General features: G+C 38.9%; 23 protein-coding genes. 16 read left to right on the top strand and 7 right to left on the bottom strand.

Annotation, left to right across the window (positions count from 1 at the left end; translation table 11 throughout):
- Positions 1 to 128: 128 nt before the first annotated feature.
- The 6 genes from tamA (at position 129) to ACNARN_RS10380 (ending at position 9,205) form a co-directional block, all read left to right on the top strand.
- A complete protein-coding gene (tamA, locus tag ACNARN_RS10355) occupies positions 129 to 1,871 on the top strand; it encodes an autotransporter assembly complex protein TamA (RefSeq protein ID WP_198620223.1) in 1,743 nt (580 codons plus the stop codon).
- Positions 1,868 to 5,692 (top strand): autotransporter assembly complex protein TamB, encoded by a 3,825-nt coding sequence (gene tamB / locus ACNARN_RS10360; protein ID WP_416304443.1) that lies wholly within the window; start codon positions 1,868 to 1,870, stop codon positions 5,690 to 5,692. Before tamA ends, tamB begins: the two co-directional genes overlap by 4 nt.
- 5 nt (positions 5,693 to 5,697) lie before the next feature.
- Positions 5,698 to 6,045, top strand: a complete 348-nt coding sequence (locus tag ACNARN_RS10365) for a gamma-glutamylcyclotransferase family protein (protein ID WP_109372692.1) — start codon at positions 5,698 to 5,700, stop codon at positions 6,043 to 6,045.
- Positions 6,046 to 6,382: 337 nt separating this feature from the next.
- Positions 6,383 to 6,652 carry an XRE family transcriptional regulator gene (locus tag ACNARN_RS10370; RefSeq protein ID WP_416304444.1) on the top strand — a complete coding sequence of 90 codons (270 nt, stop codon included), beginning with the start codon at positions 6,383 to 6,385 and terminating at the stop codon, positions 6,650 to 6,652.
- Positions 6,653 to 6,701: 49 nt separating this feature from the next.
- Entirely contained in the window at positions 6,702 to 7,994 is a 1,293-nt protein-coding gene (locus ACNARN_RS10375) for a dTDP-4-dehydrorhamnose 3,5-epimerase family protein (protein ID WP_416304445.1), read from the top strand.
- An 8-nt stretch (positions 7,995 to 8,002) separates the two neighbouring features.
- Positions 8,003 to 9,205, top strand: coding sequence for an MFS transporter (locus tag ACNARN_RS10380; RefSeq protein ID WP_349443277.1), 1,203 nt, complete (start codon positions 8,003 to 8,005; stop codon positions 9,203 to 9,205).
- A gap of 63 nt (positions 9,206 to 9,268) precedes the next feature.
- Here ACNARN_RS10380 and ppa read toward each other — a convergent pair whose 3' ends face one another.
- Together ppa and fbp are read right to left on the bottom strand one after the other, a co-directional pair.
- Positions 9,269 to 9,796: an inorganic diphosphatase gene (ppa, locus tag ACNARN_RS10385; RefSeq protein WP_072069581.1), complete on the bottom strand. Its 528-nt coding sequence runs from the start codon at positions 9,794 to 9,796 to the stop codon at positions 9,269 to 9,271.
- A 199-nt stretch (positions 9,797 to 9,995) separates the two neighbouring features.
- Entirely contained in the window at positions 9,996 to 11,003 is a 1,008-nt protein-coding gene (gene fbp, locus ACNARN_RS10390) for a class 1 fructose-bisphosphatase (protein WP_023583589.1), read from the bottom strand.
- A 164-nt stretch (positions 11,004 to 11,167) separates the two neighbouring features.
- Between fbp and mpl the strand changes: the two genes are divergently transcribed.
- Positions 11,168 to 12,547: a UDP-N-acetylmuramate:L-alanyl-gamma-D-glutamyl-meso-diaminopimelate ligase gene (gene mpl / locus ACNARN_RS10395; protein ID WP_109372688.1), complete on the top strand. Its 1,380-nt coding sequence runs from the start codon at positions 11,168 to 11,170 to the stop codon at positions 12,545 to 12,547.
- Between the two features lie 58 nt (positions 12,548 to 12,605).
- Here the strand turns inward: mpl and argR are convergent, their stop codons facing one another.
- Complete coding sequence (gene argR, locus ACNARN_RS10400) at positions 12,606 to 13,076, bottom strand: transcriptional regulator ArgR (RefSeq protein WP_006535714.1); 471 nt, start codon at positions 13,074 to 13,076, stop codon at positions 12,606 to 12,608.
- A gap of 447 nt (positions 13,077 to 13,523) precedes the next feature.
- Between argR and mdh the strand changes: the two genes are divergently transcribed.
- Complete coding sequence (gene mdh / locus ACNARN_RS10405) at positions 13,524 to 14,462, top strand: malate dehydrogenase (protein ID WP_196533556.1); 939 nt, start codon at positions 13,524 to 13,526, stop codon at positions 14,460 to 14,462.
- Between the two features lie 102 nt (positions 14,463 to 14,564).
- On the opposite strand, the gene ACNARN_RS10410 is transcribed toward mdh, so the two are convergent.
- Positions 14,565 to 14,831, bottom strand: a complete 267-nt coding sequence (locus tag ACNARN_RS10410; RefSeq protein ID WP_198620218.1) for a helix-turn-helix domain-containing protein — start codon at positions 14,829 to 14,831, stop codon at positions 14,565 to 14,567.
- 186 nt (positions 14,832 to 15,017) lie between these two features.
- Here ACNARN_RS10410 and ACNARN_RS10415 point away from each other — a divergent pair, with 186 nt between their 5' ends.
- Positions 15,018 to 15,368, top strand: coding sequence for a DNA-binding protein (locus ACNARN_RS10415; protein ID WP_109372684.1), 351 nt, complete (start codon positions 15,018 to 15,020; stop codon positions 15,366 to 15,368).
- Positions 15,369 to 15,450: 82 nt separating this feature from the next.
- Complete coding sequence (locus tag ACNARN_RS10420; RefSeq protein WP_023583583.1) at positions 15,451 to 15,867, top strand: DNA-binding protein; 417 nt, start codon at positions 15,451 to 15,453, stop codon at positions 15,865 to 15,867.
- 49 nt (positions 15,868 to 15,916) lie between these two features.
- Here the strand turns inward: ACNARN_RS10420 and ispB are convergent, their stop codons facing one another.
- Positions 15,917 to 16,888, bottom strand: a complete 972-nt coding sequence (ispB, locus tag ACNARN_RS10425; RefSeq protein ID WP_196571106.1) for an octaprenyl diphosphate synthase — start codon at positions 16,886 to 16,888, stop codon at positions 15,917 to 15,919.
- A 263-nt stretch (positions 16,889 to 17,151) separates the two neighbouring features.
- On the opposite strand from ispB, the gene rplU reads away from it, so the two are divergent.
- The 3 genes from rplU (at position 17,152) to cgtA (ending at position 19,040) form a co-directional block, all read left to right on the top strand.
- Positions 17,152 to 17,460, top strand: a complete 309-nt coding sequence (rplU, locus tag ACNARN_RS10430) for a 50S ribosomal protein L21 (protein ID WP_006535707.1) — start codon at positions 17,152 to 17,154, stop codon at positions 17,458 to 17,460.
- 19 nt (positions 17,461 to 17,479) lie between these two features.
- Positions 17,480 to 17,737 carry a 50S ribosomal protein L27 gene (rpmA, locus tag ACNARN_RS10435; RefSeq protein WP_006535706.1) on the top strand — a complete coding sequence of 86 codons (258 nt, stop codon included), beginning with the start codon at positions 17,480 to 17,482 and terminating at the stop codon, positions 17,735 to 17,737.
- A gap of 130 nt (positions 17,738 to 17,867) precedes the next feature.
- The gene (gene cgtA / locus ACNARN_RS10440) at positions 17,868 to 19,040 is read left to right on the top strand and encodes an Obg family GTPase CgtA (protein ID WP_349443278.1); all 1,173 of its coding nucleotides are present in this window, start codon (positions 17,868 to 17,870) and stop codon (positions 19,038 to 19,040) included.
- A gap of 85 nt (positions 19,041 to 19,125) precedes the next feature.
- On the opposite strand, the gene dacB is transcribed toward cgtA, so the two are convergent.
- Complete coding sequence (gene dacB / locus ACNARN_RS10445) at positions 19,126 to 20,568, bottom strand: serine-type D-Ala-D-Ala carboxypeptidase (RefSeq protein WP_198626352.1); 1,443 nt, start codon at positions 20,566 to 20,568, stop codon at positions 19,126 to 19,128.
- Positions 20,569 to 20,977: 409 nt separating this feature from the next.
- Here dacB and greA point away from each other — a divergent pair, with 409 nt between their 5' ends.
- Positions 20,978 to 21,454, top strand: coding sequence for a transcription elongation factor GreA (gene greA, locus ACNARN_RS10450; protein ID WP_088493984.1), 477 nt, complete (start codon positions 20,978 to 20,980; stop codon positions 21,452 to 21,454).
- Positions 21,455 to 21,574: 120 nt separating this feature from the next.
- Here the strand turns inward: greA and yhbY are convergent, their stop codons facing one another.
- Positions 21,575 to 21,868 carry a ribosome assembly RNA-binding protein YhbY gene (yhbY, locus tag ACNARN_RS10455; protein ID WP_036914752.1) on the bottom strand — a complete coding sequence of 98 codons (294 nt, stop codon included), beginning with the start codon at positions 21,866 to 21,868 and terminating at the stop codon, positions 21,575 to 21,577.
- Positions 21,869 to 22,013: 145 nt separating this feature from the next.
- On the opposite strand from yhbY, the gene rlmE reads away from it, so the two are divergent.
- Together rlmE and ftsH are read left to right on the top strand one after the other, a co-directional pair.
- Positions 22,014 to 22,643: a 23S rRNA (uridine(2552)-2'-O)-methyltransferase RlmE gene (gene rlmE / locus ACNARN_RS10460; protein ID WP_036939360.1), complete on the top strand. Its 630-nt coding sequence runs from the start codon at positions 22,014 to 22,016 to the stop codon at positions 22,641 to 22,643.
- Between the two features lie 47 nt (positions 22,644 to 22,690).
- Positions 22,691 to 24,637 carry an ATP-dependent zinc metalloprotease FtsH gene (gene ftsH, locus ACNARN_RS10465; RefSeq protein ID WP_198620216.1) on the top strand — a complete coding sequence of 649 codons (1,947 nt, stop codon included), beginning with the start codon at positions 22,691 to 22,693 and terminating at the stop codon, positions 24,635 to 24,637.
- Positions 24,638 to 24,681: the final 44 nt, after the last annotated feature.

The raw sequence follows: 24,681 nt of genomic DNA on the forward strand, positions 1-24,681 counted from the left end.
AGTTTTTATATTTGTAAACGCTTTACTATGGTAAAGGCTTAATATTGTTATAAACTAAATCTACAATAAAGCTTAAAATAGTTTGTCGTCAATTCATCACATGGATTAAATCATATTGAGGAGAAAACGTGCCGAGATACTCCGTTATCTACGTTCTCTGTCTGTCTTTTATCGCACCTGTTGCCTATGGGGCAAATTTGCGTTTAAAAGTAGAAGGTTTAGAAGGGCAACTCGAAAAAAATGCGCGAGTCCAGCTATCAAACATTACAACAGAAGAAGTTGCACCTGACGGGCGTTTTCGTGCGCGTGTTGAAAAGGCAATTCAAGAAGGACTTCGCCCATTAGGCTATTATCAGCCTACTGTGACATTCTCTTATCAAGAAAATACACCGCCAGCACGTTCGATATTAACGGCAAAAGTAGAGCCGGGTATTCCTATTTTACTCAAAGGTGTGGATATTGTTCTTGAAGGTGGCGCTAAAACCGATGAGCAATATGCTAAGGTCATTAAAGAGAACACCCCGCCACTTGATAGCGTGTTAAATCATGGTGATTATGAAAAACTCAAAGGTTCGTTAACAGGGCTTGCCGTTCGCCGTGGCTACTTTGATGCTGAAATGGAAAAAAGTCAGCTTGGTGTTTCTTTAGATAATCACGCCTCTTATTGGGATTTTGTCTTTAATAGCGGTGAACGTTACCGTTTTGGTAAGGTGAATTATACTGGCTCTCAAATCCGTGAAGACTATCTACAAAATATTGTTCCTTTTAAAGAAGGGCAATATTACTCCTCAGAAGAGCTTGCCGAATTTAATCGACGTTTAGCGGCAACAGGTTGGTTTAACTCAGCACTTGTGACGCCTGATATCGCAAAAGCACGCAGTGAACATTCTTATTTGCTACCTATGGATGCGGTTGTCACTCCTCGCTCTCGTAACTACGTTGAATTAGGGGGAGGTTATGCAACTGATGTAGGGCCTAGGTTGAATATGCAGTGGAATAAACCTTGGATGAATTCTCGTGGTCATAGCCTGACGTCAGATCTTAGTATTTCTCAACCCGAACAATCTATTGGTGCAAAATACAAAATCCCATTAAAAATTAATCCATTAGAGCAATATTATGCGGTAGACGGTGGTTTTAAGAGAACAGACTATAATGACACGCGTTCTGATACTACAACGCTGAACCTTTCTCGAAATTGGGATATGTCTACAGGTTGGCAATATAGCGTAAATACCCGCTGGAGCCTTAGCCACTTTACTCAAGGGCAAGACACTTATACTACCATGCTGTTATACCCAGGGGTTAATGCGAGTCGGGTTCGTCAACGTGGTGGCATGATGCCTTATTGGGGAGATAGCCAACGTTACTCTATAAATTACTCAAATAAAATTTGGGGTTCTGATGTTGAGTTCTTAGCTTTCAATGCTCAACAAGTGTGGATACGCACGCCTTGGGAAGGACATCGTTTTGTTGTCAGAGGCAATTTTGGTTGGATTGAAACCAATGCTTTTGGGCAAGTGCCACCTGAACTTCGTTTCTTTGCGGGTGGTGATAGAAGTGTTCGTGGTTTTAAATACCAAAGCATTTCACCTGAAGATAGCAAAGGTAACTTAACGGGTGCCTCAAGAATGTTAGTTGGTTCAGCCGAATACCAATATAACGTGACAGGAAACTGGTGGGGTGCAGTCTTTATTGATAGCGGTGAAGCAGTCAATGATTTTACTCGAAGTGATTTTAAAACAGGTGCGGGTGCGGGTGTTCGTTGGGCATCACCTGTTGGTCCCATTAAATTTGATTTAGCATTACCTGTTAGTGATGTAGATAAACGTAGACTCCAGTTTTATATCGGGTTAGGAGCAGAGTTATGAAGAAGTGGTTGAAATGGATTGCACTTACCCTCCTTATCCTTATTTTGCTTACTTTCGGTGCTGTAGCTTGGGTTTTAGGCACACAGTCAGGCTTACACTTTGCAATTAACAGCGCAGCGCGTTGGGTTCCCGGTTTAGCCATTAAAGAGGTTAACGGAGGCTGGCAAGATCTACGTTTAACCGGTGTTGAATATCAAATGCCTGGCGTTGACGTTAATGTGGGTGAATTATCATTAGGATTACGTTTAGCGTGCCTGACTGATAAACAAGTTTGTGTCGATACATTAGGCACGCGAGATGTTGTTGTTAATATTGATACTAGTGCTTTCCCTCCTTCTGAAGAAACGCCACCTTCAGAGCCTTTAACTGAGCTTAATGCACCATTACCTATCTATTTAAATTCACTTTCATTAGAAAATACGTATGTGAAGATTGACGATATGGCGATCTCACTTGGTGAATTTAAAACAGGCGCACAGTGGGAAGGTCGTCAAGTTACATTAAATCCAACACTCATTAATGATTTGCTGGTGGCATTACCAAAGACACCAGAAGAAGGAAGTGTTGAAGCAACGGCTCAAGATGTAAAAGAAGTTGCTACGGCAAAACCTCAAGCTGAACCCACAACACCAGAAGAAAAAGAACAGGCATTAGCCGACACGATTAAAGCGATTTTTGCTAAACCTCTGTTAGCTGATTTACCCGAAATTATTATTCCTGTTGATGTGAATGTTGAAGGTATTGAAGGTAAGCAGTTACAAATAACAGGGGATACACCTGTTACGATTAACCAATTATCTTTTGAAGCCAATACGAAAGGTAAGCAAGTTAATCTCACTAAATTAACTGTTGATGCACCAGAAGGTGAAGTTAGTTTAAATGGGGGAATTACCTTAGATAAACAATGGCCTGTTAATTTAGATGTGAATGCGACTATTCGTGATGTTGCAGGGCTTGAAGATTTTAAAGATCAAAAAGCGACGCTTTCTTTGCAAGGCGCATTACTTGAAGAGCTTAAATTAGCACTCTCTTTAACAGGAACGGTTACAGCAACTTTAGACGCTCAAGCTGAACTGGCAAAACCACGCCTTCCATTAAAATTAACCTTAGAGAGTCAAAAAGTCCGCTGGCCGTTAACGGGGGATGTGCAGTATCAACTCAATGATACTCGGTTGCGTTTAAATGGTCAGACAGATAACTACGATCTTTCATTACGCTCAGATATTGAAGGTCAAGAGATCCCACCTGCGAAATTAATGCTGGATGCAAAAGGTAATGAAGAAAAAATTGAATTAACACGTCTGCGTTTAGCTGCATTACAAGGCCATGCGGATATCACGGGGATTGCCGATTGGAGTAAAGCAATTAGCTGGAATGCGTTATTAACCATTTCAGGTATTAATACCGTTAAACAATACCCAGATATGCCCGCGAAATTAGATGGGCGCATTGCTACAACGGGCAGTTTATATGGTGGCAGTTGGCAATTACGTGTTCCTGAAATCACCTTAGATGGTAATTTCAAAAATAATTTGATTAAGGCGAGAGGGAACGCGTATGGCAACGATTCTGGTCAATGGAATATCCCGCAACTAAAGCTCATTCTCGGTAAAAATAATCTCGATATTGAAGGACATTTAGGCGACAAGTGGGCATTAGATGCCAATATCAATGCACCTGGTTTAAATGGTTTAGTACCAGGATTAGCAGGTGTGATTAAGGGCAAAGTGAATATTCGAGGTGATATTAATACACCTAAGATTATCGCTGATATCAATGCTCATGGTATTAAATGGCAAGATCAAGTTAGTGTTGAATCCATCACTATTAAAGGTGATGTTCAATCGGACAAAGAAATTGGCGGCAAGCTAGCGATTACTGCTCGTCAGTTAAAACAAGCCGATTTAATTATTCGCAATTTAACGCTGGATGCTGCTGGTACAGAAAAACAGCATAAACTGACGTTAAAAATGGAGGGTGAGCCTGTTTCTGGTGGACTGACATTAGCGGGTTCATTTGATAAAGAAAAACAGCAATGGAAAGGAACGCTAAATAATACAGCATTTGATACTCCTGTAGGGGAGTGGCGTTTAAATAAAGCTATTGCATTGAATTTATTGGCTGAGAAGCAAGAAGTTACCATTGGCTCTCATTGTTGGATAAACCCAAATGCACAAGTTTGTGTGCCAAAAGCGATAACGGTTGGTGAAAGTGGCAGTGCAGCTATCACGCTAACGCGTTTTGATTTAGCGATGATCAAACCTTTCTTACCGCCTGAAACGTCTGTTAGTGGTGTATTTACGGGTGATGCAACTGCAACGTGGAATTCAAAAGGCGGATTACCGAAAGCATCTGTAAACCTTAAAGGGCAAGGTGTTGGCGTAAAACAGAATATTGATGGAACTGTTTTACCAATTGATTTTGATACAATTACTTTAAATGCTGGCGTAAATAATGGCAAAGCCACATTGCAATGGCTGATTAGTATTGCGGGCAATGGTGACTTCAAAGGTAATGTGCATGTTGCTGATCTTGAGAAAAAACGCCAACTGTCTGGTACGGTTGATATTGATAATCTGACATTAGATTTAATCAAACCGTTCTTAGGGAAAGGTGAAATAGCTCAAGGAAGCGTGGGTGCTCAATTACGTTTAGGAGGAAGTGCGCAATCACCACTGCTATTTGGTCAATTCGGTATTAATCAATTAAAAGTGGTTGGACATTGGATCCCATTTGATATCACCAAAGGAAATGTTGATATTAGCTTTAATGGTGCAACCTCTGACTTAAGTGGCAGAATCGAAACACCAGAAGGTTATTTAAATCTTACGGGTAATGCAGATTGGCGTAAATTAGATGAATGGCGCGCTGTTGTGGCTGCAAATGGTAATAAGTTACGAGTGGCACTACCGCCAATGGTGCGTATCGATGTCAATCCTGATTTGGTGTTTGAAGCAAGCCCGCATTTACTGAAATTAGACGGTCGCATTGATATTCCTTGGGCACGTATTGTGGTGCAAGATTTACCAGAATCTGCGGTATCAGTGTCTTCTGATGAAGTGATGCTGGATAAAAACTTGCAACCTATTGCGCCAAAAGAGACATCCATTCCAATTCAAAGTAATTTAGCGATTAATATTGGCAATGATGTGACACTGGACGCATTTGGGCTTAAAGCAAGATTGACGGGCATGCTGAAAGTCAATCAGAATAAACAAGGGCTTGGTTTAAATGGTCAAATTGATATTCCTAAAGGGGAATTCAAAGCCTATGGACAAGACTTACAAGTGCGTAAAGGACAAATCTTGTTCTCTGGGCCTGTTGATCAGCCTTACTTAAATATTGAAGCGATCCGTAATCCTGAAAACACAGCAAATAATGTTATTGCGGGTGTACGAGTGACAGGGCTTGCAGATAAACCTAAAGTTGAAATTTTCTCTGAACCTGCATTTACCCAGCAAGAGGCGTTATCTTACTTGCTAAGAGGGGAAGGGTTAGATAAAAGTGGTGATGCAGACTCATCACAAATGACGGCAATGCTGATAGGATTAGGTGTTGGTCAAAGTGGTCAGCTTGTAGGGCGCATTGGTGAAACCTTCGGTGTTTCAGATTTAGCATTGGATACGCAAGGTGTGGGTGATAGCTCACAAGTTGTGGTCAGTGGCAAGATAACCAACGATCTACAAGTAAAATATGGAGTGGGTATATTTGATTCGCTAGCGACGTTAACTTTACGTTATCGCTTGATGCCCAGGTTGTATTTACAAGCAGTGTCTGGTATGAATCAGGCAATAGATCTGCTTTATCAATTTGAGTTTTAAATTATATGCGAATTATTGTTTATGGTAGTTTACGTCAGAACCAAGGTAACCATCACTGGATGACCTATGCGCAGCTATTAGGCGAGCATAAATTAGTGGGGTATAAACTTTATGATTTAGGGTTTTATCCTGCTGTGGTTGAAGGTGATGGCGAAATAGAGTGCGAAGTTTATCGGATAACGCCTTCTATTTTGACAGAGCTTGATGAATTGAAAAAGAACGATCAAGATTACAAGCGCCAACTGATTTCAACGCCTTATGGCAGTGCTTGGATCTACCTTTATCAAAAGCCTGTTGATGGTTTACGTGAAATAAAAAGCGGTGACTGGTTAAAACGTCACGAAGAAGAGTAATTGGTCAGATTCACCTTTTACTGAAAAGATGTCTGAAAACGGCTCGATAGTGATATCGAGCCGTTTTTATTGATGGAATAGTCAGTATTTTTTTAATTCAATAATATTTTTAATTATATTAAGTTTATAAAAAATATTAGTAATAATTATTTTCAAAAATTGAAATTAAAATAAATACTTTTTTATTTATCTATATAGATATGAATTTTATTAATGGTGTTGCTAATTGACAATAAAATTAACTTAATGTTAAAACAGTAATTGAGTTTTTGGGTAAAAGAATGAAAAATATTTTATTGTATGCGAATAATTAAATAAATTTTAATAAGGTACTTTTATGGATGAATTAAATGAGATTTCTCGCCTTTATAAAACCCCTCCCAAAGAAGTAAAGCAAAATCAAAATATAGAAAATCATCACTTTACTGATATGATTTTACAAACAAAAGTAACTGCAAAAGATGCATTTTATAAATTAGCTTATCTTGCTGGCATTAAAAATGCACCCGCTGATGATAAATATTCAAAATTGAATACATCTAATCTAGATTCACTTCTAGAAAGCGCAAATTTATTAGGTTATGACATCGAAATAGTCAGTGTTTAATTAAAATAAAGCAGCCTTCTGGCTGCTTTATTAACTCAAGGAGAAAATAATGAATAAGGATATTATTGAGTTAAATAAAAATATTAATATAGTAGGATTACATTGGATCTCTCGGTGGCGAGTTAATAATGGAAAAAAAGATTCTTATGTTATTCCTTTCGCGACGACCTATCCGATTAATATTATTTATCATGGTGAAAATGAATTTAAATATGGGCAATATGGTATTCATCTAGGGCAACAAGATACATTAACTTTTTTAGGTGATAAAAATAAAAAAATACTCGCTAAGTTTATCGATTGTCGTAAAAATTCACCAACTTTCAAATCAAGATTAAGCTTTTATATTACGCCCTCATCGGCAAGAACGTTGATTATTCCTCCTGGTGTTGCTCATACTTTTCATCACTTAGAAAATATATTTACTTTAAATAGTTACACTTTACTTTTACCTCCGATAGATAAATTAGCGAGTAAAGCACTGATGTGGTCACCAAATAATGACGTTATTAATCTTCCTGAAGATATTGATATTAATGATATTGATGGTTATGAACCTATGACAGAGGAAGCCTCTGATCTGGTCTACCATCGAATAGCAGATATACAACATGAGATCTTAAGCCAACATGCTTTTTTACATTCAGAAACACGAAAAATTCGTTTAGATGATGGCGATGAAGTTAATTTAAGATTCAGAGAAAAAATAACAGAAAACCAGAAACGGCAATTACCTATATCAAAAATTTTAGGTGTGGCGTTTCGTAACATACCTACCATGCAAACAGGCAAAGAGAGTGGTATCGTTCCGTTAACACGAAAATCGCCTATGTATCTTGTCGAACATGGTAATGAAGATTACAACTTTGACTCTTATGGCTTACACCTAGGGCAAGAAGACCATTTAACTTTTTTAGGGGATGCTTCTAGTGAGATAACATTAAAACTTGTCGACATGCGAGAAGGCTCCGCCACTCTATTTTGTGAAGATGAAATAACGTTCAAGCCTTTACCTAATATGGAATTAGTGATCCCCTGTGGGGTAGCTCATGCATTGTTTAATATGGCTAATATTATTACAGTTAATCGGCCTGTTATCTATTTAGATGAAGAAAAAGAGTATATTCCGGGGCATGATGTTATCGACTGGGAAATTGCTAATAAAAATTATCAAGCATATTGCACTAATAAAATAGAGGCTGACTTAGGTTATTATCAATTTATTGTCTCTAAGCAAAAAGAGATAATTAAACAGAAACCTACTCATCATACACCAAAGTCAATTATTATATATGACAAGAATAATAAACCGATTAAAGTCTTAATTAAAGAAAAGGTTTAGTTATTATTATGCGTATTATCTTTTTTTATATGCTTTTTTTTGTTTTAACAGCTGATGGATTAATGGTATTTCTTACCCCCGTTATTGTTTATCAGTTAACAACAAGTATTGAATATTCAGGATTAACATACGCATTATGGTGGTTACCTCGACTTTTTTTAATACCACTTATTGGTAAGTATATTGATGGTCTAGGTATTCGTCCTATCGCTGTTATTTCTGATAGTTGTAAAATAGTAGGGTGTTTATTTTTATTAATTACTCATTTTACATCTGATTTGATGATAGCGATAAGTTTTGGTTTGATTGGTAGTTTAATTTCTATTGGAAATTCACAAACATTGATTTCTTATGAAAAAATTATTGCGTTGATAAGTCATCATAAAGAGCATCATATTAATCTAATGTCTAGAATGGATTTCTTAGGTATGGTCATTGGACCATTATTGGGGATTGTTCTTATTGATTTTGGCTACAAGTATTTACTTGTTATACCGTGTCTATTCTATTTTATTAATGCTATCTTCTTTTTATTCTTTTATGCAAGAAAAGAGATTAACACTGAAAATATAAATAACTCGGAAGAGAAAATCTTTTTTACTAAAAAATTTATTTATATTTTTTCCTCACCCATACTGATATTTTCTGTTTTTATTGCTATTGGTAATAATATGTTTGATGGTTTAATTGAATCAAGTGGAACGGCGTTAATTGATCAGGTTATGAATTTACCGATTAAATACTATGGTTTTATTGATATTGCTGCGGGGATCTTCGGTGTATTTGGAACATATTTATATGGCTGTTTAAATCAGTACATAAGTAGAGTGTTGTTAACGATTATATCAATTGCCATTATTACTATAAGCTCCTCTTTGCTTGTGTTTTTTCAAAGCTCAATAATTATATTTATTATTTGCTATGCGGTTTCAATTATTGGAAAAGTCTTTTCAGGTAATATACTGAGAATATTAAGAATAGAAATTATTCCCATAAATCAGCTCGCTAGCGTTTCATCATTGATTATTTTATTAAATCAGATGATATTACCCATTGTTGGTGGGCTTTTGTTTTTCTCTATGGGGGAGGTCACCGTTATTTACACACTGATGATTATTTCTATAGGAATAACATTGATAAGTGGTGGATTGCTTGTAATACGCTTAAAAAAGAGACGTCGTTATCATAAAAAAAGCCCTTCAATAAAATGAAGAGCTTATTTATTAGTAAATTATTAAGTCATAATTCACTTAGTTATTCTGAGTGGGTCAGAATTATTTTTTAGCGCGTTCGAAAGAAGACAGAATTTCAGCTTTAGCTGCTTCTACGCCTTCCCAACCGTCAACTTTAACCCATTTGCCTGCTTCTAAATCTTTGTAGTGTTCAAAGAAATGTTTGATCTGTGCTTTTAAAAGCTCTGGCAGATCAGTCACATCTTTAATGTGATCGTATTCTTTGCTCAGTTTAGTGTGTGGAACTGCAACCAGTTTCGCATCTTCACCTGATTCGTCAGTCATTTTCAGTACGCCAACAGGGCGGCAACGAATAACTGAACCTGGTTGTAATGGATATGGAGTTGGAACCAGAACGTCTACTGGGTCACCATCTAAAGATAACGTGTTGTTGATGTAACCGTAGTTGCATGGGTAGAACATTGCAGTTGACATAAAACGGTCAACGAACAGTGCGCCACTTTCTTTATCAACTTCGTATTTGATAGGATCAGCATTTGCTGGGATTTCAATAACAACATAGATATCTTCTGGTAGTTCTTTACCAGCAGGAACATGATTCAGGCTCATAAAAAATTTCCTATAAAAAAATTAATTTTACGTGGGCTTTAGTATAGCGAAAAGTTTTTAACAATACCCGTTTTTTGCCGAACATGTTGCGTTCTGACGTAAAAATAAGCAGCAAATAAAAGAAAGAGTTATTTTCAAAGATGAAAAAACCGGACGAATAAGAAGTCCGGTTTATCTATGTTAGTGCTAAACGAATGGATTATTCTTCGTCTGGATATTGCGCCATAAAGCTTTCAGCTTGTTCAACCATCGATTTAGTCCCTACAAAGAAAGGCATACGTTGGTGAAGTTCTTTTGGTTCGATATCAAGAATACGCTCTTTACCGTTACTTGCTTTACCGCCAGCTTGTTCGGCTAAGAACGCCATTGGATTGCATTCATAGAGTAAACGTAATTTACCAGTAGGGTGGCTTGCAGTACTTGGGTAAATATAAATACCGCCCTTCAGTAAGTTGCGGTGGAAATCAGCAACTAAAGAGCCAATATAACGTGTGGTATAAGGGCGATTTGTTGCTGCGTCTTGTTCTTGGCAATACTTAATGTATTTTTTTACACCTAATGGGAATTTGATGTAGTTACCTTCGTTGATTGAGTACATGTTTCCTGTTGGTGGGAAATGTACGCTTTCATGAGATAAACAGAATACACCTAAAGATGGATCGTAAGTAAAGGCATGAACACCACAACCTGTTGTATAAACTAACATGGTTGATGAGCCATAAACGACATAGCCCGCGGCTACTTGGCGATGACCTGGTTGTAAGAAGTCATCTAAAGTGACAGATTGGCCAATAGGCGTAATACGGTGGTAAATAGAGAAAATTGTTCCGACGGAAACGTTTACATCAATATTCGACGAACCGTCTAAAGGATCCATTAGTACAACATACTTAGCATTTTCAGCACGATCACCTTCAAAGATAACAATATCATCTTCTTCTTCTGATCCGATACCCGCAACTTCACCACGCGCTTTTAATGCAGCTTTTAGTTTCTCATTCGCGTAAAGATCCAGTTTCATCTGGGCTTCACCTTGAACATTAGAAACACCGTTAGTACCAAGGATATCGACTAACCCTGCTTTGTTAATATCACGGTGGATAATTTTAGCCCCAAGCTTAATCGCCGAAAGTAATGCAGTAAGTTCGCCAGTTGCATGGGGAAAATCTTGTTGTTTCTCGACGATAAATTCGCCTAATGTTTTCATGACGCAGGTCCTGAATGTGAGTGGGTAAAGTAAAAAAGGAGAAAAATCTCCTTGGTGGTGGCAAGTTTAGCCAAAGAATCGCACGATTCAAAGGTTAATCCGTTTCTTATCTGCTTTTTGATCGTTAGAATAGTGACCAACTTCATGCTATTGGACAGAAATTCATGCACATTCATATTCTTGGTATTTGTGGCACCTTTATGGGAAGTCTTGCCATTTTAGCTAGAGCGAAGGGACATAAAGTCACAGGCTCAGATGCTAATGTCTATCCACCCATGAGTACTTTATTAGAAAATCAGGGAATCGAACTGATTGAGGGATATGACCCAAAACAATTAGAACCTGCCCCTGACATGGTGATTATTGGTAATGCGATGACACGAGGAAATCCTTGTGTTGAAGCTGTACTTGAAAAAGGTTTACCTTATACCTCAGGCCCTCAGTGGTTACATGATTATATTTTACCTGAACGTTGGGTGTTAGCCGTTGCTGGAACCCACGGTAAAACCACAACAGCAGGTATGCTGGCTTGGGTTTTAGAAGACTGTGGTTATAAACCTGGTTTTTTAATTGGTGGTGTACCGGGTAATTTCCAAGTATCTGCACAGTTAGGCGAAAGCCCTTTCTTTGTGATTGAAGCTGATGAATATGATAGTGCTTTCTTTGATAAACGCTCTAAATTTGTTCATTATTCTCCACGCACACTGATTTTAAATAATCTTGAGTTCGATCACGCCGATATTTTTGATGATTTAGCGGCAATTCAAAAACAATTCCATCATTTAGTTCGTATCGTCCCAGGCACAGGAAAAATCATCATGCCTGATAGCGATATGAATTTAAAACAGACCATTGGTATGGGATGCTGGAGTGAACAAGAATTCACAGGTGAAACAGGAGATTGGCAAGCTAAAAAACTCAGTAATGACAGTAGTCATTTTGAGGTATTTCACAAAGGTGAGCGAGTTGGTGAAGTGTGTTGGGGACTTTCTGGTGAACACAACATGCAAAATGGCTTAATGGCGATTGTTGCAGCGCATCATGTTGGTGTTTTACCTGCTGATGCTTGTGAAGCGTTAGATAAGTTTATTAATGCGCGTCGTCGCTTAGAGCTACGTGGTGAGGTTAACCAAATAAGTGTTTATGATGACTTTGCACATCATCCCACAGCGATTTTGGCAACGCTTGAAGCGTTACGCAGTAAAGTCGGTGGAACTGCTCGTATTATTGCGGTGTTAGAGCCTCGTTCAAATACCATGAAAATGGGAATTAGCAAGGATGATATCGCACCTGCATTAGGTCGTGCTGATGAAGTCTTTTTATTTCAGCCACCTAATATTCAGTGGTTAGTGAGTGACATTGCAGAGCATTGTGTACAACCTGCTCGTTGGAGTACGGATCTTGATACATTAGTCGATATGATTGCGAAAGAAGCTCAAGCGGGCGATCATATTTTGATTATGAGTAATGGCGGTTTTGGTGGTATTCACGAAAAACTGCTCGCAAAATTAGCACAGCCTAAAGATCTTGATAGCCAGTATTAAAAATAAATAAGCCACTGAAAATTCAGTGGCTTATTTTTTGAAGCTGTAGAAAGGCTAATTATAATTCCTGATCAAAAAGATTCAGAATAGCGTCTCGTAATTCTTCTGTGGAAAATCCTGGTGCCGGTGTTGAAAAAATGGTGTCATCACCCGCAATACTGCCAAGGATCCCTTCTGCTTTGCCTAATGAATCTAATAAACGTGCAATAAGTTGTGCCGCACCCGGACTTGTTCTTATCACCACAACAGAATGGTTATGATCGATATCGAGTACCAGATTTTTTAGTGGGCTGCTTGCTGTTGGTACGCCAAGCTCAGTAGGAAGACAATAAACCATTTCCATTTTGGCGTTACGGGTTCTTACTGCACCAAATTTTGTTAGCATACGAGAGATTTTGGACTGATTAATATTATCAAATCCAGCCTCTTGTAATGCAGTCACAATCTCGCCTTGTGAACTGAATTTTTCTTCTTTCAGCAGGGCTTTAAACGCTTTAACCAAGTCTTCTTGCTTAGAAGGAACGCGCATAGTTCACCTTTAGTGAGTTATCAATAACCTGTGTATTATGCAGAGAAGTGAATTTTTATGCAACAAAAGACGAAGAAAGGCGCGTGATAGCCTCCTCAAAATTGTAAAGTAGAATGTACTGCAAAAAAAATTTATTTACGGCGCGTGAATGTGATAATTTAAGGAAGGTAAAATATTTGTTAAATAAATGATAAGGTTAAATGATTATCATAAGGATGATGGTGTACTTAACACTTTGTCATGTTTATTGAAATTATTTATCAAAAGAGTGTCCACTATCTCATTAACAGATAAGCAATTTGTTTAGAATAACCAAAGTATTATTTTTCACTGTAAATGCCTTATTATGCAATATTGCTGTTAAATAATTGTTTTTTACAAGGTGAATTGCGTAATAGTGAATATCTCTAAGGCGTTCCACTATCTTGTAAACTAAGGAGTATCAGAATGAAAGTAGCAGTTCTCGGTGCAGCAGGTGGTATTGGTCAAGCACTGGCACTTCTTCTTAAAAACCAGCTTCCTGCTGGTAGTGAACTCTCTTTATATGATATCGCTCCCGTCACGCCGGGTGTCGCAGCTGACTTAAGCCATATCCCGACTCAAGTTACTGTAAAAGGTTTTGCGGGTGAAGATCCTTCTCCTGCACTAAAAGGCGCTGATGTTGTTCTGATTTCTGCGGGTGTTGCCCGTAAGCCAGGCATGGATCGTTCAGATCTTTTCAATGTTAACGCGGGTATTGTGCGTAACTTAATTGAAAAGGTTGCACAAAACTGCCCTAAAGCACTTATCGGTATCATTACTAATCCAGTGAATACAACGGTTGCTATTGCCGCTGAAGTACTCAAAAAAGCAGGCGTTTATGATAAAAAACGTCTCTTCGGAATTACTACACTCGACATTATTCGCGCCAATACCTTTGTCGCTGAACTAAAAGGTAAAGATCCACAAAAAACCAATGTTCCTGTAATCGGTGGACACTCTGGTGTGACTATCCTTCCTCTATTATCTCAAGTTGATGGCGTTTCATTTACTGATGATGAAATTGCTGCACTGACTAAACGCATTCAAAATGCAGGTACTGAGGTAGTAGAAGCAAAAGCTGGTGGCGGATCAGCTACATTATCAATGGGCCAAGCAGCGGCTCGTTTTGGTCTTTCATTAATTCGCGCTCTAAATGGCGAGAAAAATGTTATTGAATGTACCTATACAGAAGGTGACGGAGAATATGCCCGTTTCTTTGCACAACCTATTCTTTTAGGTAAAAACGGTGTAGAGGAATATTTATCTATTGGTAAATTAAGTGATTTTGAAAAGCAATCTCTTAATGGCATGTTAGATGTATTGAAAAAAGATATAATTCTTGGTGAAGAATTTATTAATAAATAAAGAAATACTTTTTTTGCTATAAAAATAATGCAAATTTAAATAAAAACCGCTGATACTATATCAGCGGTTTTTTTTATTAATTATAATGTCTGTAATTATTAGTTAATTATTAGTTTTGGTACGAATCTTTCGCTCAAGTAATTCTCCTGTTTCAGGGTGAAAATAACGGCTAGGCCAAATTTCAGAGGGGGAGATACCAAGATAATCAGCAATGATTTTTTCTCCTTTAGGCCAAGGGCGTGATAGCGCATTAGCGAGTGTTGAAGAGCTTAACCCTGCTTGGCGAGAGATGGCAGCAAGTGTTGTTCCTCGTTTTCTAAGTGCGGCAATAATATCGGCAGGATGCCAATCAGATTTCCTTGAAATCATTTTTAATCCTTTTTCTATAAAATTAATTGCTGTGTTAGTGGTATAAATAACAGTTTATTAGAAATCTCCTAAAGCATTTAAACTGATTATTTAGAAAATAAAATAACATTATTTTTCTAAAAAGATTTCTGATTTTTTTCTTAATAATTTCTTTTTTGAAGTTGATAACAATTTTAGAGAAACATAATGAAAAAAGAGTGGTATACGGCAAAGGAATTGACGGGTATAGGTGGATTACCTAAATCACCACAAGGTATAAATTCAAAAGCAAGACGCGAATCTTGGCAAAAACAGAATGTAAAAAATAAGCAAGGTAATGGTGTTGAATATCATTATTCTTGTTTACCAGAAGAAACTTTAATTGCTCTAGAACTTTATGAGCCATTAGCACATTACAAATTAAATAAAAAAGAGGAGCCACTCGTTATCTGGGTGAAAGCATTCCAACAACTAAATGATGGTGAACAAAAAACCTTAACAGAGCTGATATTGCGGGATGGTATTAGAAGTTTTTTAGAAAAAGTCGTCAATGATTAAGCGATTTTAAAGAATCTATTATTGCGTTATCCGCAACAGATATCTATCTGACTAACCTCTTAGTTGAATGTGAGATGAGATCATGAAAAAAGAATGGTATACAGCGAAAGAATTAGTGGGGCTTGCGGGGTTACCTAACTCACCGCAGGGAGTTAACTTGATGGCGCGTCGTGAAGGATGGGAAAACCGTCGTAAACGTGGCGTGCAGGGAAAAGCTGTTGAGTATTCTGTAAAAAGTCTGCCTGATGAGGTGATCAGTGTGCTCGCTGCACATGAACCTCCGGCTGAGTATTTATCGAAACGTCAGGATGCCTTTTTGATTTGGGTTGAAGCCTATTATCAACTGACTAAATCAGAACGAGAGAAAATTGTAAAATTTGTGCTCCGTGAAGGATTAGCAAAGCTCATTAGTTATATTGATGCAGATAATCAAGATGCTATTGAACGAGAAAACGAAGAAGTTCTCAATAAATTAAAAAGCCCACCAGAGTCGACGTAGTTGCTCTAGCGGGCTTCTTTACATAACTAATAGGGATTATATATCAAAGTTATGATTGACGTTGTACAGCGACGTGAGCAAGCCCAATAAGCGCATCTTTATACGGTGAGTCAGGTATAATTGATAAAGCTTCAATCGCTTTGTCTGCTTCTTCTTCTGCTTTTTGGCGGGTATATTCCAAAGAGCCACACTGTTTCATAGTATTTAAAACAGTATCCAATAAATGGCGGCCATTACCTTGTTCAATGGCTTGGCGAATTAATTGGGATTCTTCTTCATTGCCGTTATGCATAGCATGAAGTAATGGCAACGTTGGTTTACCTTCATCAAGATCATCACCAGTGTTTTTACCCAACTGGTTGTTATCTGCATCATAATCAAGTAAATCGTCAATGAGCTGGAAAGCAGTCCCAAGATAACGACCATAATCTTGGAATGCTTTTTCTTGCTCAGGTGTCGCACCTGAAAGGATCGCTGATGCATGAGAAGCAGCTTCAAAGAGACGAGCTGTTTTGCTGTAGATAACTTGCATATAGTCATCTTCAGAAATGTCGGGATCGTTACAATTCATTAATTGTAAAACTTCACCTTCAGCGATCACATTGGTGGCGTTAGACATTAATTTTAATACACGCATCGAATCAAGATCCGTCATCATCTGAAAGGATCGTGTATAAATAAAGTCGCCAACAAGTACACTGGCAGCATTTCCAAAGACGGCATTTGCCGTTTGTTTTCCTCTGCGCATATCAGATTCATCAACAACATCATCATGTAACAACGTTGCAGTATGAATAAATTCGATAAGCGCTGCGACCGAGATATGTTTGTCACCTTGATAGTCCAATGCTCGTCCTGTGAGCACTGCGATCATTGGTCGGATCCTTTTACCACCACCACTAATGATGTAGTAACCAAGTTGGTTTATCAAAGAAACATCTGAATTAAGCTGGTAAAGGATTGCCTCATTTACCGCAGTCATATCAGCGGATGTTAGTTTTATAATAGATTCTAAATTCATGTTTTTTCGACTTTGGCTCGCCAATGAGCGCGTTATTATTAATAAAAAATGATCATGCCATAGATTTTACTCTCTTATAATTTAGATTGTACTTTAAAAATGGCTGAAATAAATATCGTGTAAAAAACTCTTTTTTTTAACGCTAGTTTGCGATCTGTACTTGTCATCGGCACTAAATTTGCGTAGAATTCGCGCCCTATGTGAATATTTTAATTGTGCACTCAAATTATACATATTGGGAGTGTGCGGAAAGCGGAGTTTATATGTACGCGGTTTTCCAAAGTGGTGGTAAACAACACCGAGTCAGCGAAGGTCAAACTATTCGTTTAGAGAAGCTGGAAGTAGCTACTGGCGAAACAATCGAGTTTGATACTGTAATGATGGTCGCTAATGGCGATGACATTCAAATTGGCGCTCCAATCCTTGCGGGCGTTAAAGTTAAAGCGGAAGTGGTTGCTCACGGTCGCGGCGATAAAGTTAAGATTGTTAAGTTCCGTCGTCGTAAACACAGCCGTAAACAACAGGGCCACCGTCAGTGGTTTACTGATGTTAAAATCACTGGTATCGCTTAAGGTTTAGGAGAGTAGTTCAATGGCACATAAAAAGGCTGGCGGCTCGACTCGTAACGGTCGTGATTCCGAAGCAAAACGTCTGGGTGTTAAACGTTTCGGTGGTGAAGCTGTATTAGCAGGTAGCATCATCGTTCGTCAACGTGGTACTAAGTTCCATGCAGGTACTAACGTTGGTTGTGGTCGTGACCACACCCTGTTTGCATTAGCTGACGGAAAAATTAAGTTCGAAGTTAAAGGTCCAAACAACCGTAAATTTATCAGCATCGAAGCTGAATAATTACTGGTCCTTTAAGCACCGAGTCAAAAGCCCTGCAAATCTGTTGCGGGGCTTTTTATATTTAAAAAAGGCCATCTCTGGGTAATTTCGGCCATCCAGCACGTTAATGGCTACTATACGGAGTAAAATCATGAAATTTGTTGATGAGGCCAAGATCCTAATCGTCGCGGGCGATGGTGGTAACGGCTGTGTAAGCTTTCGTCGCGAAAAATATATCCCTAACGGGGGACCAGACGGTGGTGATGGTGGTGATGGTGGTGATGTCTACATGATTGCAGACGAAAACCTTAACACCTTAATTGATTACCGTTTTACTAAATCTTATCGTGCAGAGCGTGGTGAAAATGGCCACAGCCGTGATTGCACCGGTAAGCGTGGTCAAGATATTACTATCAGTGTTCCTGTCGGAACGCGTGTCCGTGATTTAGCAACAAATGAAGTCATTGCTGACTTGACTGTTCACGGTCAAAAGCAAATGGTTGCTAAAGGTGGCTTCCACGGTTTAGGTAATACGCGTTTTAAATCGTCGGTGAACCGTGCTCCACGTCAACGTACAATGGGAACGCCAGGTGAATCTCGCGAAGTCCTATTAGAGCTAATGTTATTAGCTGATGTGGGTATGCTTGGTATGCCAAATGCGGGCAAATCTACATTTATTCGTGCAGTATCAGCAGCAAAACCTAAAGTTGCTGATTATCCATTTACAACATTAGTACCAAGCCTAGGTGTGGTGCGTATGGATAATCACCAAAGCTTTGTGGTTGCAGATATTCCCGGATTAATCGAAGGCGCTGCTGATGGTGCAGGTCTTGGGATCCAATTCTTAAAACACTTAGAACGCTGTCGTGTGTTATTACACTTGATCGACATTGATCCTATTGATGGATCGGATCCTGTGGAAAATGCAAAAATTATTATCTCTGAATTAGAGAAATACAGCGAAAAATTAGCACAAAAACCACGTTGGTTAGTGTTCAATAAAGTTGATCTTCTTGATGCTGAAGAAGCAAAAGAGAAGGCAAAAGCAATTGTTGAAGCACTAGGTTGGGATGAAAACTATTACATGATAGCGGCAATCAACCAAGAAGGTGTGAAAAAACTTTGCTGGAATATCATGGAATTCCTGAATGTTACTCCGCGTGAGCAAGATATTGTTGCAACAAAAGCAGAGCCAGGAAAAGTTGACTTTATGTGGGATGATTACCATAAAGAACAACTAGAAAATCCTGATTTCGAAGAAGATGACGATGATGATTGGGATGAAGAGGATGACGACGGTATCGAGTTTATCTACCAACGTTAATCATTATTTTCATCATGATAAAATAAAAACGCCTGATTAATCAGGCGTTTTTCATATACATTGACTACATTTACTGAGTGTAAATCTAGCGGTTGTTGTACATATCTTTATACAGATTAGTTTCAAAACGCACTAAATAAGCACGTCCAGCATTGCGATTCTGTGTAGGAGGTGAATACGCCGAAACGTATTGTACAAACGCAACTTTTTGCCCATTTGCCGTGGTCATAAAGCCCGCTAGATTGTAAACCCCTTTTAATGATCCCGTTTTGGCAGAAACCTTGCCATCCACACCCGCTTCATGAAAACCGCCTCGATATTGTAATGTACCGTCATGTCCTGCAAGGGGAAGCATAGTGATAAAGTTTAATTCACTTTCATGTACTCCAATATATTGAAGGATTTGCATCATGGTTGCAGGTGAAATGAGGTTATGGCGAGAAAGACCAGAGCCATCAACTATAACGGTATTTGCTAAATCAATTCCGGCTTTTTGTTTTAAAATAGCGCGGGTTGCTTCTGCGCCAGAGCGCCAAGTACCTGCAACGCCATAATACTCACGACCAATAGTTCTAAATACGGTATCTGCAATCATATTGTCAGACTCTTTTAGCATGGTCGTCAGTAAGCTATGTAACGGTTTTGATTGTGTCTGTGCCAGTACAGTAACAGGCGCTTTTAGTTGAGATCGACGTTTGATATATCCATCAAGTTCAATATTGGCGCGTTGTAACTCTTCTTTTAAAATTGTACCCGCCCAATGAGCACCATCTTGAATAGAAAACATTAAAGGTACTGCATCATCACGTTTAGGAATACAACCTGTGATTACATAGGTATTTAAGTCACGAACCGTGACATCTAATTCACAAAAACGGGTACGAGTTGATCCTTTCTCATAAGTTTCAACTTCACTTAAAACAGTGACAGGATAGAAAGAAGCTTTACGTATTGTGGCAATATCACCTTCTTTTTTGCCACTTTGCAGTAAGACGGAAAAGCAGTTCTTATCAACAATTGCAGCACTAGGAGGGGCACTAAAGCATTGCGTCAGATCATTCCAAACCCAACCTGGGGCTTTGTCGTGGCTTGAAAAAGCAGAAGTATCAATAAGCAAATCACCATGCACTTTTGTAACACCTGATTGCTTTAATATGGCAACCATTGCTCTTAATTGCTGACGGGTTAATGTAGGATCGCCAGTAAAACGAAAGATCAAATCACCATTAAGCTGATTGTCTTTTATCTTGCCTTCTGTTTCCATTGTTGTGGTGAATTGATAATTTCCACCTAATTGAAGTAATGCAGTAAGTGCAGTCACCACTTTCTGAGTACTTGCTGGAAGTGCTAATTGCTCGGCATGATAGTTAAGATTAGGAGAAGCCGCGCCAACGGGTTGAGTTATTAAACCTACTTGTGTTCCTTCAGGAAGAAGGGATGTGTAGTTTTCAACAGGTATTGCTTGGGTTGAAAAACTAATGATACTTAATGTGTAAAGTATCCGTCGAAATGTTGATAGTAAGTGCATAATTTCTCTATCCGTGACTATAGCGTGTAACGTTACAGTATTGATTGCCAGAGGCTAATACTAAAGGGCAATGAGGGCAAAAGTAAACGGTAACAAGCAGGATTAGCTCATTATCGGAAAAAGTCTGTTTATCTCTTTATAAAGAGAGATAAGGCGTGAAGCAATGCGTCTGTTGTGTTAGATTTAGTTTTAAGTATGGGAGGTTTAGTTTACGTCCCAATAGCATGAGTTGGGAATATAATAGCGTCCCCTCATTTACCGAATATATGTAGAGACAGGCCCAATTTAAGGTTGCCTGTGTCTTTTTTTGTCTTGAGAAGAGTAAATAGATCCTTTTCTCTGTGTTGTTAGTATAAAAAATCAGGATGATACCTATTTTTTATTAGGAATAGTATTGAGGTATTAACACATGAATCAGATCCCTATGACAGTTCTAGGTGCAGAAAAATTACGCGAAGAGCTGGAATATTTAAAAGGTGTTCGTCGTCCCGAGATTATTGCTGCTATCGCTGAAGCTCGTGAACATGGAGACTTAAAAGAAAACGCGGAATATCATGCTGCAAGAGAGCAACAAGGTTTCTGTGAAGGCCGCATACAAGAAATTGAAGCAAAATTATCAAATGCTCAAGTCATTGATATTACAAAGATGAATAACAATGGTCGTATTATTTTTGGTTCAACAGTGACACTATTGAATGTTGAGACTGAAGAAGAGCAAACTTACCGCATTGTGGGTGATGATGAAGCGAACATTAAAGAAAACTTAATCTCTGTTAACTCACCGATTGCGCGTGGGTTAATTGGTAAAGAGTTAGATGATGTCGTGGTTATCACAACACCTGGTGGACAAGTCGAGTATGAAGTTTTAAACGTAGAATATATTTAATTTGTAATTTACGTTTCTATAGAAAACTAGACTGTTATCCTGTGGTAATATAAAAAAGGCCTTAAAAGGCCTTTTTTGCCATAGAGTTACTTATGGCATTTTTATATAAAGATACAAGTTTTATTTCGGTAAAATGATCTTACGTGCTTCTGAAGGACGATAAAGAACAAGAATTTTTCCGATAACTTGTACATTCTGTGCACCGCTTTCGCGTACAATCGCTGCTACGATCAAGTTTTTAACATCTCGGTCTTCGCCTGCGATTTTGACTTTGATAAGCTCATGGTGTGCCAGAGCGAGTTCAATTTCTGCAAGAACGCCTTCAGTCAGCCCGTTGTTACCAATCATAACGACTGGATTCAGGTGATGAGCGAGCCCTTTCAGGTGTTGAATTTGTTTTTTGTTAAGAGTCATCATTAATTTTTGCTTTGTTGGGATTGAAAACGATCTATTCTAACGCCATCTCTCACTTATCACCATAAAATGTCGTTAAGACGAGGTTAAATGAGTGAAAGAGTAAAAATTTTGATAGCTAAGTGTATGATAGTTGGAAAACGCAATGGCCAATAAGAAACGTTCGGCAAGCTCTAGCCGCTGGTTACAAGAACATTTTAGTGATAAATATGTTCAGCAAGCAAAGAAAAAAGGGTTTCGCTCTCGTGCTTGGTTTAAACTGGAAGAAATTCAGCAAAGCGACAATATCTTTAAACCAGGTATGACCGTTGTCGATTTAGGAGCAGCCCCAGGTGGGTGGTCTCAATATGTTGTACAGCAGTTAGGAAGCAAAGGTCGAATTATCGCATGTGACCTTTTACCTATGGATCCTATTGTTGGAGTCGATTTCCTTCAAGGCGATTTTCGTGATGAACTTGTGTTGAAGGCGTTGCTTGATAGAGTAGGTGAAAACAAAGTCCAGGTTGTCATGTCTGACATGGCTCCAAACATGAGCGGTACACCCGCGGTCGATATCCCTCGATCCATGTATTTAGTAGAGTTAGCGCTTGATATGTGTCGTGATGTACTGGCTCCCGGGGGAAGTTTTATTGTCAAAGTGTTTCAGGGAGAAGGCTTTGATGAATACCTGGGGCAAATACGCTCCCTGTTTACGAAAGTGAAAGTTCGTAAACCAGACGCTTCGCGGTCTCGTTCTCGTGAGGTATATATTGTAGCCACAGGGCGTAAACTTTAGTACCCTAAAGCTATTTGTTAACACAGTTGTAATATGAGGTTAATCCCTTGAGTGACATGGCGAAAAACCTGATCCTCTGGCTAGTTATTGCAGTCGTTTTGATGTCATTATTCCAGAGCTTCGGACCCAGCGATTCGAATAGTCGTAAGGTGGATTACTCTACCTTTATCAATGAGTTAACTAATAACCAATTACGCGAGGTCAGCATAAGTGGTTATGATATTAATGTAACTAAAACAGATAACTCAAAGTACAGCACGTATATGCCTATGCGTGATGATAACCTGCTGACCACTTTAATGAACCGTAATGTAAAAGTAACGGGTGAACCACTTGAAGGCCAAAGCCTTCTGACTCAAATTTTTGTGTCTTGGTTCCCAATGCTATTACTGATTGGTCTTTGGATTTTCTTTATGCGCCAAATGCAAGGTGGTGGCGGTAAAGGTGCGATGTCTTTCGGTAAAAGCAAGGCGCGCATGTTGACAGAAGACCAAATCAAAACAACCTTTGCTGATGTAGCGGGTTGTGATGAAGCGAAAGAAGAAGTAAGCGAATTAGTTGAGTATTTACGTGATCCAGGTCGTTTCCAGAAGTTAGGGGGTAAAATCCCTAAAGGTATTCTGATGGTAGGGCCTCCAGGTACAGGTAAAACATTATTAGCAAAAGCCATCGCGGGTGAAGCTAAAGTCCCATTCTTTACCATTTCAGGTTCTGATTTCGTTGAAATGTTCGTGGGTGTGGGTGCTTCTCGTGTTCGTGATATGTTTGAACAAGCTAAAAAAGCAGCACCTTGTATTATCTTTATCGATGAAATCGATGCGGTTGGTCGTCAACGTGGTGCTGGTTTAGGCGGTGGTCATGATGAACGTGAACAAACACTGAACCAAATGCTAGTTGAAATGGATGGTTTTGAAGGTAATGAAGGAATTATCGTTATCGCGGCAACGAACCGTCCAGATGTGTTAGACCCAGCATTACTTCGTCCAGGTCGTTTTGACCGTCAAGTGGTTGTTGGTTTACCTGATGTGCGTGGACGTGAGCAAATACTTAAAGTCCATATGCGTCGCGTACCTTTATCACCAGATGTTGATCCAGCAATTTTAGCGCGTGGTACTCCAGGTTTCTCTGGTGCTGACTTAGCTAACTTAGTTAACGAAGCGGCTTTATTTGCTGCTCGTGGTAATAAACGTGTTGTCTCAATGGTCGAGTTTGAGAAAGCGAAAGATAAGATAATGATGGGCGCAGAGCGCCGTTCAATGGTGATGACTGAAGAACAAAAAGCATCAACCGCTTATCATGAAGCTGGTCACGCAATTATTGGTCGTTTAGTACCTGAACATGATCCTGTGCATAAAGTGACGATTATTCCTCGTGGACGTGCATTAGGTGTGACTTTCTTCTTACCAGAAGGCGACCAAATTAGTGCGAGCCGTCAGAAGTTAGAGAGCCAAATTTCAACACTTTACGGTGGCCGTTTAGCTGAAGAAATTATCTATGGTGTAGAGCATGTTTCTACGGGTGCTTCTAATGACATCAAAGTTGCAACCAATATTGCACGTAACATGGTGACACAGTGGGGTTTCTCTGAAAAATTAGGGCCATTGTTGTACGCAGAAGAAGAAGGTGAAGTGTTCTTAGGTCGTTCTGTTGCTAAAGCGCAACATATGTCTGATGAAACAGCTCGTACAATTGACGAAGAAATTAAAGCTATCGTTGATCGTAACTATGTTCGTGCTCGTCAGATCTTAATGGACAACCTTGATATTCTACACTCAATGAAAGATGCACTGATGACTTATGAAACTATCGATGCGCCTCAAATTGATGATTTAATGAATCGTCGTGATGTTCGTCCACCTGCGGGTTGGGAAGGCAATAATGGCAATAGTGGTGCAACGACTACTGCCCAGCCAGCACAAACGCATGTAGCGAGTGAGCCAAAAGACAAGCCTGAGTCAGAAAGTGATACGCCTTCTGATAACAATACTCACTAATCCTTATTGGGTTACGCATATTGAGTAAGCTATAAATACAAACC

This window comes from Proteus sp. TSJ240517 (genome assembly GCF_047921575.1).
Taxonomy (GTDB): domain Bacteria; phylum Pseudomonadota; class Gammaproteobacteria; order Enterobacterales; family Enterobacteriaceae; genus Proteus.